7 protein-coding genes and 3 pseudogenes are annotated in these 8,551 nt (G+C 64.1%); 6 read left to right on the forward strand and 4 right to left on the reverse strand.

Features of this window, described 5'->3' with window-relative positions:
- Positions 1-1,798 precede the first annotated feature (1,798 nt).
- From LUZ64_RS36040 to LUZ64_RS36065, 6 genes are all read left to right on the forward strand, one after another.
- Positions 1,799-2,683, forward strand: a complete 885-nt coding sequence (locus LUZ64_RS36040; RefSeq protein ID WP_095583829.1) for a ParA family protein — start codon at positions 1,799-1,801, stop codon at positions 2,681-2,683.
- 598 nt (positions 2,684-3,281) lie between these two features.
- The gene (locus LUZ64_RS36045; RefSeq protein WP_095583830.1) at positions 3,282-3,737 is read left to right on the forward strand and encodes a hypothetical protein; all 456 of its coding nucleotides are present in this window, start codon (positions 3,282-3,284) and stop codon (positions 3,735-3,737) included.
- Positions 3,738-4,044: 307 nt separating this feature from the next.
- The gene (locus LUZ64_RS36050; RefSeq protein WP_232399064.1) at positions 4,045-4,563 is read left to right on the forward strand and encodes a hypothetical protein; all 519 of its coding nucleotides are present in this window, start codon (positions 4,045-4,047) and stop codon (positions 4,561-4,563) included.
- A 494-nt stretch (positions 4,564-5,057) separates the two neighbouring features.
- Positions 5,058-6,056, forward strand: a complete 999-nt coding sequence (locus LUZ64_RS36055; protein WP_143593398.1) for a hypothetical protein — start codon at positions 5,058-5,060, stop codon at positions 6,054-6,056.
- Positions 6,057-6,494: 438 nt separating this feature from the next.
- Positions 6,495-6,911 (forward strand): hypothetical protein, encoded by a 417-nt coding sequence (locus LUZ64_RS36060; RefSeq protein WP_143593399.1) that lies wholly within the window; start codon positions 6,495-6,497, stop codon positions 6,909-6,911.
- 13 nt (positions 6,912-6,924) lie between these two features.
- Entirely contained in the window at positions 6,925-7,140 is a 216-nt protein-coding gene (locus LUZ64_RS36065) for a Tn3 family transposase (protein ID WP_308251797.1), read from the forward strand.
- A gap of 87 nt (positions 7,141-7,227) precedes the next feature.
- Here the strand turns inward: LUZ64_RS36065 and LUZ64_RS36070 are convergent.
- The 4 genes and pseudogenes from LUZ64_RS36070 to LUZ64_RS36085 all read right to left on the reverse strand — a co-directional run.
- A pseudogene (locus LUZ64_RS36070) lies at positions 7,228-7,413 on the reverse strand (IS630 family transposase); the annotation flags it as partial.
- Positions 7,383-7,784, reverse strand: a pseudogene (locus tag LUZ64_RS36075) (pyridoxal-phosphate dependent enzyme); the annotation flags it as partial. The pseudogenes LUZ64_RS36070 and LUZ64_RS36075, both read right to left, overlap by 31 nt.
- Positions 7,748-8,056, reverse strand: coding sequence for a hypothetical protein (locus LUZ64_RS36080; protein WP_095583836.1), 309 nt, complete (start codon positions 8,054-8,056; stop codon positions 7,748-7,750). The pseudogene LUZ64_RS36075 and the gene LUZ64_RS36080, both read right to left, overlap by 37 nt.
- A 242-nt stretch (positions 8,057-8,298) precedes the next feature.
- Positions 8,299-8,551, reverse strand: a pseudogene (locus tag LUZ64_RS36085) (hypothetical protein); the annotation flags it as partial.

An 8,551-nucleotide genomic window follows, 5' to 3' on the forward strand; every position in this document is an offset into this window, starting at 1 on the left:
CAACCACCTCAAGCAATAGCGCGGCATCGCCACCCGCTACGAGAAGACCACAACCACCTACCTCCCCGGACTCCACCTCGCGGGCATCTTCCTCTGATCAGCACGCTGATCCGAAAGAAACGGCCTAGGAACCGGTCGCGGCCCCGGCTTCGCACCGCCAGCTCGCCGCTCTCCTGCCATTCATGACGCCATCTCTACACCGAACGCACACTGACCCACGGCAACCGATACCTGTCAGCCCATTCACATCACGCCCGCAAGGTCAGTAACCAACCACCGGCAAGAAACGTGGGGAGGGTTTACTCGGACACAAAGTCAGCACCTGTGGATGCCAGCAGTCAACCAGCCCCCACCCAAGCCCTGTCTCACCCGACTCATGGCGTCGACTCTCCGCCCAAAGCTCAGTCGGCGCTCAAGCTTTGGACCTACCATGGCGCCGCTCCACGGGAGCGCGAGCTATCACGTTTATGCGTGAACACCCAGAAATCACTCACTACCATGGTGTCAAAAGTTCGCCACAGGCAAGGCGGTGGCCCTAGACTCTCAATCGCCCGGACACTAAGGGAGTAGCTCCACCACCTGCAAATATACCGATAGATATGAGCATCCATATCGACATAGATGATGCGAGTAAAGTTCCTTCATCAATAGCTATCAATAAGTTCACAACTCTAACGATCCATATCGGAGTCTGCAAACTTTCATCTGCATTGATCTATGTTTCATGTTCAGTATCTATAAGTAGATTGCTGTTGCTACCTATCTAGCTACCGAGGTGGCTAGCGGTCGAGCTGCCCGATTGGCCACTGGACGAATCACCCGCTTTTGTGACGACAGCGCAGACGTACGTGCTGTCTCATCGACCAGTTATATAGCTGACCCTCGCACGAACACCGATCCCATGAATCAGTCCAGCTGCCCACGCCCGACCACTACGACCCACGGATCTACCCAGCGAACTAGTCATCGGGAGGCTCCGCTAATCAACTATCGCTCTCTCGGACGCGTAAACCCACTGGTCACAGGACTGACGCCCACGTTAACTTCCCATTTAATGAACCACCCACCGGACAGACGTTCTCGCCGCCCTACCCACGTCCGTACGAACCGCTTGTTCCGCACCCCCGCAAGTGAGCTACCAAGCGTTTCCTGTTGGAAGATAGGAACCCGCCGATTCAGTCGGCGTGCCGATGAGCGAGGATGTCACTCTGTCCACTTACTGACTTGCCGGTCAGCCAGCCCATCCTCTGCTCTCCGATCAGACTTCCGCTGGACCCTTTTCACTGGCGTGGCAGGTACCGAGCAAGCAGGCCGCCGCACTTGCCCTGCCCCTCGGTACACGCTCGCGTACTCCCGCGCCTGCTCTCTCAGTCATCGTGCCTTAGCAGTTGGAATCTCATAACGCAAATCGCGAACCGGCACGCAACCGATCACACCCTGCCTGGTGTCATCGGCCAAGCACTGAGCTCCTGCCTGCTTGTTGCCTCCTTCGCCCTTGTGCCCCCACCGGACCGCTTTCACCACTCCTCCCGCCTCAACGCTCCCTGCCGGACCCGAAGCCACGCCCCCTCCGCGCGTCGGGGTACAGCATGGGAGGCTGACCCTGTTATGGTCATGCGCGAAGATCCCGTGTCACTAGACTAAAGTGAGTCACTCTGGAGCTAACGGAAGCGCAAAATACTGTCGAAACCGGCAATTCTTGCACTTTCGTAGGCAGGACTGACTCTCATTTCCCTGGTGACAAGGGGCTCCAGGCGGCAGGCACCACAAACGTTGCAGTAGGAGAGGTGGAAGGACCATGAAGGTCCTCGCAGTCGCGAATCAGAAGGGGGGCGTTGGTAAGACCAGCACGACCGTGAATCTGGGAGCAGGCCTCGCGCTCGCCGGTCACCGCGTGCTCGTGGTCGATCTTGACCCCCAAGCCCAGGCCGGCACGGCTCTCGGTGTGAACCTCTCTGGTGAGGATCAACTGGCTCGTTCGCTGGGCTGGGCTCTTCAGGCACGTATGCAGAACATGCGGATAGATCTACCTACCATCATGTTCAACCGTGGGGAGTTGCTCGAGGACTGGGACGGCGGCGGGACTCTCCATCTGCTGGCGGGGGAGGAATCGACCATGTCCGCAGCCCAGGACCTCATTCACAAGAAGGGGTACCAGGCCACACCAGTTCTCCGCCGCATGCTGATGGAGATCGAGGATGCGTTTGATTTCGTAGTCATCGACACTCCGCCAGCGGTCTCTTCGCTCGCAGCTACCGCCCTGGCCGCCGCAGACCATGTGCTAACGGTCTGCTATCCGGAATACTCCACTCTCAAGGGAGCGGTGGCTATCCGGGGGACGGTGGGGTACGTGAAGGACCGGACGGGTGGGGAGTGTGATCCGCAGTACCTCGGTGCGGTCCTCAATCGTTCGAGCGCTCCGTCGATGATGAAGGCTCAGGAAGTCAATATCCGTAACGGCGTTATTGAAGCCGGCTTGTACCCGTTCGTCACTGACATTCGCAAGGATGACCGCATCTCCGGTTCGTACGCGTACGGGGAACCGGCGGTGCTCCGCTTCGCGAACCACGCGCCAGGCAAGCAGTACGCTCGGCTGATGGGAGAAGTTCTCACACGCATCGACCAGCCGGTCGAGAAGTGGGAAACTCCCGAGCCCATTGCTACGGGGGCCTCCGATGAGTAGTTCGACCGCCAGCGGCAAAGGAAAGAAGAAGTCCGCTTCCGCGTTCCAGTCAGCCGCCAGAGGTAAGGGGCAGCCCGCGGCCCTACTGCAGAACCTCCTCGCTGGTGCGGACGAGGTAGCCGAGCGTTCGTTCCTCGGTGGCGGAGGCGCGCTCGCAGCCGACCCTGCAACACCCCGTGCATCAGTGGCTGCTGGCCCAGCCGTCCCTGTACCGCCTCCGAGCCGAGGCCCGGCCGGTGCGCCAGACTCTCCTTCGTCCTCAGCACACCAGGAAGCCCCCAGCGGCTCCCGACCAGAAGTAGCAAGAGAGGTCACTCCAGACACCACCCAGGGCCGTGACCTTCTCTCGGTCACGGCCAAGACCACCAGCACGACCACAAGCGTCTCTGCATCGGTACAGCCGCAATCCCCTTCCACACCCGACCCCTACCTCTCATCTGCCCTGGTTTCAGAGGGAGTTACCGAGCCCAGCCTTGTCCCTGCGGAGCTTCTGCTTGAGACACCGACCCTTGACGATTCGGCAGTCCCGGTTTCGGCGGCCGAACCTTCCCCCCGGCGCCGGTCCAAGAGTCAACGTGGCTCGTGGGCACATACTGCGGTGCATGAGAGCTTCGCCCAGGCGAAGATCCGTTCAGAGGAGTGGGAACAACACGGTTTCCGTATCGAGCCCGAAATCCTGGCGGCGCTCAAGGCTCGTATCGCCCAGGACCGCCGGTCATCAGGCAACGGTGGGCTGGCCTTCGGTCACTACCTCGATGCGGCACTGCGTCACGCCCCGACGAACGTCGACGAACAGATCGTGTGGGCACAGCAGTTCCTCGACGACCGGATGGCCTATGTCGAGAAGGGCAAGCAATCGACCTACCGTGTGGGTCGGCAGGCTCATGCCCTGATGTCGTCCCTTCATCAGGAGTTGCAGGAGGCGGATTACGGTCGGCGGGGACTGTATGTGGTCTCCGCCGCACTTGAGCGTCTACTGATCGCGCTCAATGCCGAGGGCGAACTACGTCGGCCGGAGCGCCGGAGCCTGACCGGGGGCGCGCCTATGGCCTGAGCTGTGGCATTTTCTGAATATACCGATGGCTATAGGTAACGCTGTTGCGTTACCTATAGCCATTTCCATATCTTGCCATGAATTCTGCTCACTAACGACCCATCTTGCTCCGTGCCGAGTCATGCGCCTATTGATAGCTCCATCCCCCCGCCTCTCTGCACCCGTGTCACTAGATCTGATTCCCCTTGCCTGACGGGAATCAGGAACTCAAGGGCGCTTAAAATCCACACCCATCAGGCCCTTGTAGGACTTCGCGACACCCAGAAGGTCTAGTGACACAAGAAATCTGTGCTGCTTATGCGGTAGCGTGTGCAGCACGATCCACATACATCCACTGCGGAGCAGCTCGATGGTCGAGACCAGCATTCAGCTCAGCACCAGCGCCGTCGCAACAGCGGCCGGACTGAGCGAATCGTGGGCATGGAAAGCCCGCGACCAGGGCGTTCTCCACGCCCCCCACTTCGAGGACGCCGTTGTCGCCCTGCGCGTCTACGCCTTCGTCTCCCAGATCGTGTGGCCCGGCAACCGGCGCCCCCGCAGCGCGCGCCAAGACCTTGAGCTCTGGCAGTCCAGCGCCGTTGAAGCCGCCCGGGACGCGGTCTCCGATCCCAACACCACTTCAGAGACCGCGCTGTGGGTCCTTGAGGACTCCGTCCACCTGGTCACCAGCCCCGGCCAGCGCGCGGCCTTCGACCTCGACCACCTCAACGGACGCGTCGCCTTCAGGATCCCTGTCGGCCTCTGGGTCGCCGAGCTGCCCGAAGCAATAGCAGCCCTGGGTGCACGTCGGCGCCGGACCTCACCAACCCCCAAACCAGCGGCCTGAACCCCCACATTCCACCCCTGCATCCCCAACAGCACTGCGGCTGAGCTCGGGAAGATGCTGCGCCGGCGACCACCCAGCCGTGCAGGCCTCACCTGCCGCACCACAGTCAGAGGTGAAATGCCCCACCACTCCTAACTCAACACCACCTCCAGAACTCGACCGCTGACTCTCCAGAGCTGCCGAGCCGAGTTTTGTTTTGCCCAAGGCACCCCTCGTTCCAGGAGCCGGTCATCGCTGCCACCACGAGGGCTGGTTTTGTGATGCCTCAATCCCGACCTGGCATCCCCACCCAGCTCAGCACCCCCACCACAGCCCCCTCAACCGGCGCCCCGTTCACTGCGGTTACCGCCCAGGATCAAACCATCCAGCACACCGCATCTCGCCGCAGCGGGCCCCGCCGCTGGCTCCGCGCCGTCGAATGGACACTCGCCACCAGCCCGCACCCCCAGGCCACCGCCACCACCCTCATCCTCGCCCAAGACCTTGCGGCACGCATGGACTACGACACCGGCCACGTCCGCTACGCCATCGACCGCACCATCACCCGCACCGGCATGGCCCGCAGCACCATCACCAAACACACCAAAATCCTGCGCGAGATGGGACTCCTCGCATGGGTCTCCCGGGGATCCAAAACAAACATCCGCCGTCTCCTGGGCCTGCCCGGCTACGCCGCCACAGCCACCGTCTACGCCGCAGTCATCCCAGCCGCGTTCGACCGCGCCACCAATCAACAGCGCATCGGCACCGGCTACCACGCCCGCGTAGTTGTTAACCAGCGCCACTACCACACGCCCGCAGCCCGTCCGGAAGACGACCAGATGGCCTGCTCGCCGTGGACCCCTTCCCTGACCGTGGTTCAGGAAGAGGTGACAGTGCAGGATGAGAGTGGTTTGAACAACAGCTCGCCCAAGCGCGCGAGCCGCCACACACCTACCAGCTCCACCAAACAGACTCGTTCCGGTTACGCTCCCCGTCGCTCCGCCACCCAGGTCGCACAGGACATCTGGATCGCCCGCCAAGTCCGGCCCCGCGTCATCTGGACCCAGACCGAATCGCTCCGTCAACTTGCCTATGCCCTGCGCCCCCTCATCGACCAGGGTCTCGACGCCGAACAGATCATCACCGAGCTCCACTCCTGGTACCTCACCTGGCGACCCGCCCGCCCCGCCGCCTACATCCGGGCCTACCTCAGTGAGCAGCGTCCCCGGAGCTCTACCGAACTACTTCCCTCGGACCCTCAGAGTAATCCGCACTGGAAAGCGATGTGCGAGCAACGCCGCTATCACGCCAGCATTCTCCACAGCTTGATTTCCTCTGCTGTACGCACCGATGGTGATCGTCGGGCAGCCCGGGTGAAGGGGTGGTACAACTTTCACGAAATCGCCGACCACTATGCGGAGGACCCTGACGACGCACTTGACCTCTACGGCACCGCCCTCTGCGCCCGGGCCATTCGCCTTACTGCCTCGTCCACTTTCGAGCAGCACTAGCGAATGCTCACGCCGACTGCCGTGGGCACCTCAAAGCCTTGGGCCGACTGGAGCCGCTGTGTGGGGCAACCTGCACGACCGTATTCACCAGAGGCCCTCCGGTCACTCCACTAGTCTCAAATGATCCCGAGGGACCCGGAAGGTCCCCGACGGTGCGCTGACCGACTTCGTTCCCGCGAAGTGGGCCGGCTACCTTGAGCAGGCCGTGCGGGAGAAGGACACCACGGCCTACCGGCATTTCTGGGAGCTGACCGTCCTGCTGGGTCTGCGGGACGGGCCCCGGTCAGGGGATGTCTACGTGCCGTCGTCACGCCGGTACACCGACCCTGCCTCGTACCTGTTCACGCCTGTGCAGTGGGAGAAGTTCTGCCAGCTGTCGGCAAACCCGTCGATGCCCGGTCTGCGCTGGAGGCGTGCCGGGAGGAGCTGGCGGCTGCGATGGGCGGTCTGGAGAAGGTGCTGGGCAACCGGAGGGCGGGCACGGGTGAGGTGCGGTTGTCGCCGGGCGGGGAGCTGGTCATTCCTCCGTTGTCGGCGGAGGACATCCCGGCCAAGGCCGCCGCGCTGAAGGAGGAGCTCGCGGAGCTGCTGCCGCTGGCCCCGATCGCCTCGCTGCTGGTGGAACTGGACCGCCGTACCGGGTTCCTGGGCTGCTTCATGCATGTCAGCGGGAAGCAGGCCCGTTCGCCGGAGCTGAAGCGGAATCTGCTGGCGGTTGTTGATCGCGAACGCGACGAATCTGGGCCTGGTGCGGATGGCGGAGGCGTGCGGGATCTCCTACGACATCCTGGCCCGGACCCAGGAGTGGTAAGTCCGCGAGGAGACCCTGGCGGCGGCGAACGCCGCGGTCGTTAACTACCACCACCGGCTGCCGCTGACGAGCGTGTTCGGCGGGGGCACGCTGTCGTCCTCGGACGGGCAGCGGTTCCCGGTCAAGGGCAAGTCGACGACCGCCCGGGCCATGAAGAAGTACTTCGCCGGGCAGGGTCTGTCCACCTACACCCACGTCAGCGACCAGCACACCACGTTCGGCACGAAGGTCATCATCGTCACCCGCCGCGAGGCGCACTACATGCTGGACTAGATCATGGGCAACAAGACCGACCAGCCCATCACCGAGCACGCGACCGACACACACGGCGATGTTGTTACCTGGACACCTCACGCCCCGTTACTGACTTTTCGGGTGTGGTGTCGTCAGGGTGAGGCCGGTTGCGGTGAGGCATCCGTCGATGAGGTCGCTGCGGTACTGGATCTGGCGGAGGCCGTGTCGCAGGGTTCTCAGCAGGTGGTCGGGGTCGGTGAAGGCGGTGTTGGCCTGGTGGCCGCGCCGCAGCAGGGACCAGACGCTTCGCAGGCGGCCAGGGCCTCGGCGTACTCGGCGCCGACCAGGCGCACCTCGGCCCCGTAGGACTCCAGCCGGGCGGCCTTGACGGGCGGGGCGGTCTCGGGCAGGAACACGGTGGCCTTCACGCCCTCGGCGCGGGCCGCCCACGCGCACGCGAGCCCGGCGTTGCCGCCGGAGGCGATGGTCACCCCGGCCCCGGGCAGCGTGCCCGCTTCCCGGTGCGCGGCGAGGAAGTTGCGTGCGCCGCGGGCCTTGAAGCTGCCGGTGTGCTGCATGTACTCCAGCGCCAGCCACCCGACCGTCTCCGGGGTGCCGATAGCGCCGGGGTCCACGGGGGCGAGGGTCACGGGCCGGATGTGACCGGCGATCCGGTCGCCCAGTACGGGCCCTCGTCCAGGTGCCCGCCTGCGGTGCGGAAGTCGTTGAGGGCCGGGCCGAACCGCACGATCGGGGTGGGCACCCGCTCGGGGTCGTAGCCGGCCGTCGGCAGCCGGTCCAGCGCCGCGAACGCCGCCTCACACGACGGCAGGTCGAGGAACCCGGGGACGCGTACGGCCGCGACGGTCCCGGCGGCGAGGTTCGCCAGGTGCCGGTCGGTGAACACCGGAGCGTCCACGACGGTGAACAGAGGATCGAGCGTGATGGCAGGCATGTGTCCTCCAAATCAAGGGGTGAGTGGCCCGGGTCAGACAGCCCGGGGAATGTCCGGCACCACCACCCGGGGCGGCGCCGGCACCACGTTGCTGAGAAGACCGGCGGACTGATCGTGGAGCGTGACGGCCAGGGCCCGCGAGCCCGAGCACCAGCAGCGCCAAGGCGGCGGTGCTGGTACGAACAGCCCCCGGCCGCCTCCATCGCTTTTCGCGGGTGGAGGCGGCCGGGGGCGTGGTGCGATCAGTTGGCCAGCAAGGGGAGGTCGGGGCCACGGAACTCGGAAACCGCCTCGGCCCGGCGGATCCGGCACACGTTGCTGGCCTCCTCGACGCCCGCGCCGCCCTTCTTACAGGTCGTTTCATTTGGGGGGAGTCTGCGGTAGCAGATGAGTGCCGCAGCGATGCCTGCGAGCGCGAGGGAGTGTTCGGGCTTGCGCTCGTGTCTGCGGTGGAGGCGTCGGCATCCGCCCAGCCAGGCGGGAGCGTTCGACGAC

The organism is Streptomyces albireticuli (assembly GCF_021228125.1).
GTDB classification, from domain to species: Bacteria; Actinomycetota; Actinomycetes; order Streptomycetales; family Streptomycetaceae; genus Streptomyces; species Streptomyces albireticuli.

Coding starts and splice junctions, on each gene's coding strand:
- LUZ64_RS36040 (WP_095583829.1), top strand. CDS start 1,799: ATGAAGGTCCTCGCAGTCGCGAATCAGAAGGGGGGCGTTGGTAAGACC.
- LUZ64_RS36055 (WP_143593398.1), top strand. CDS start 5,058: ATGGACTACGACACCGGCCACGTCCGCTACGCCATCGACCGCACCATC.
- LUZ64_RS36060 (WP_143593399.1), top strand. CDS start 6,495: ATGGGCGGTCTGGAGAAGGTGCTGGGCAACCGGAGGGCGGGCACGGGT.
- LUZ64_RS36080 (WP_095583836.1), bottom strand. CDS start 8,056: ATGCCTGCCATCACGCTCGATCCTCTGTTCACCGTCGTGGACGCTCCG.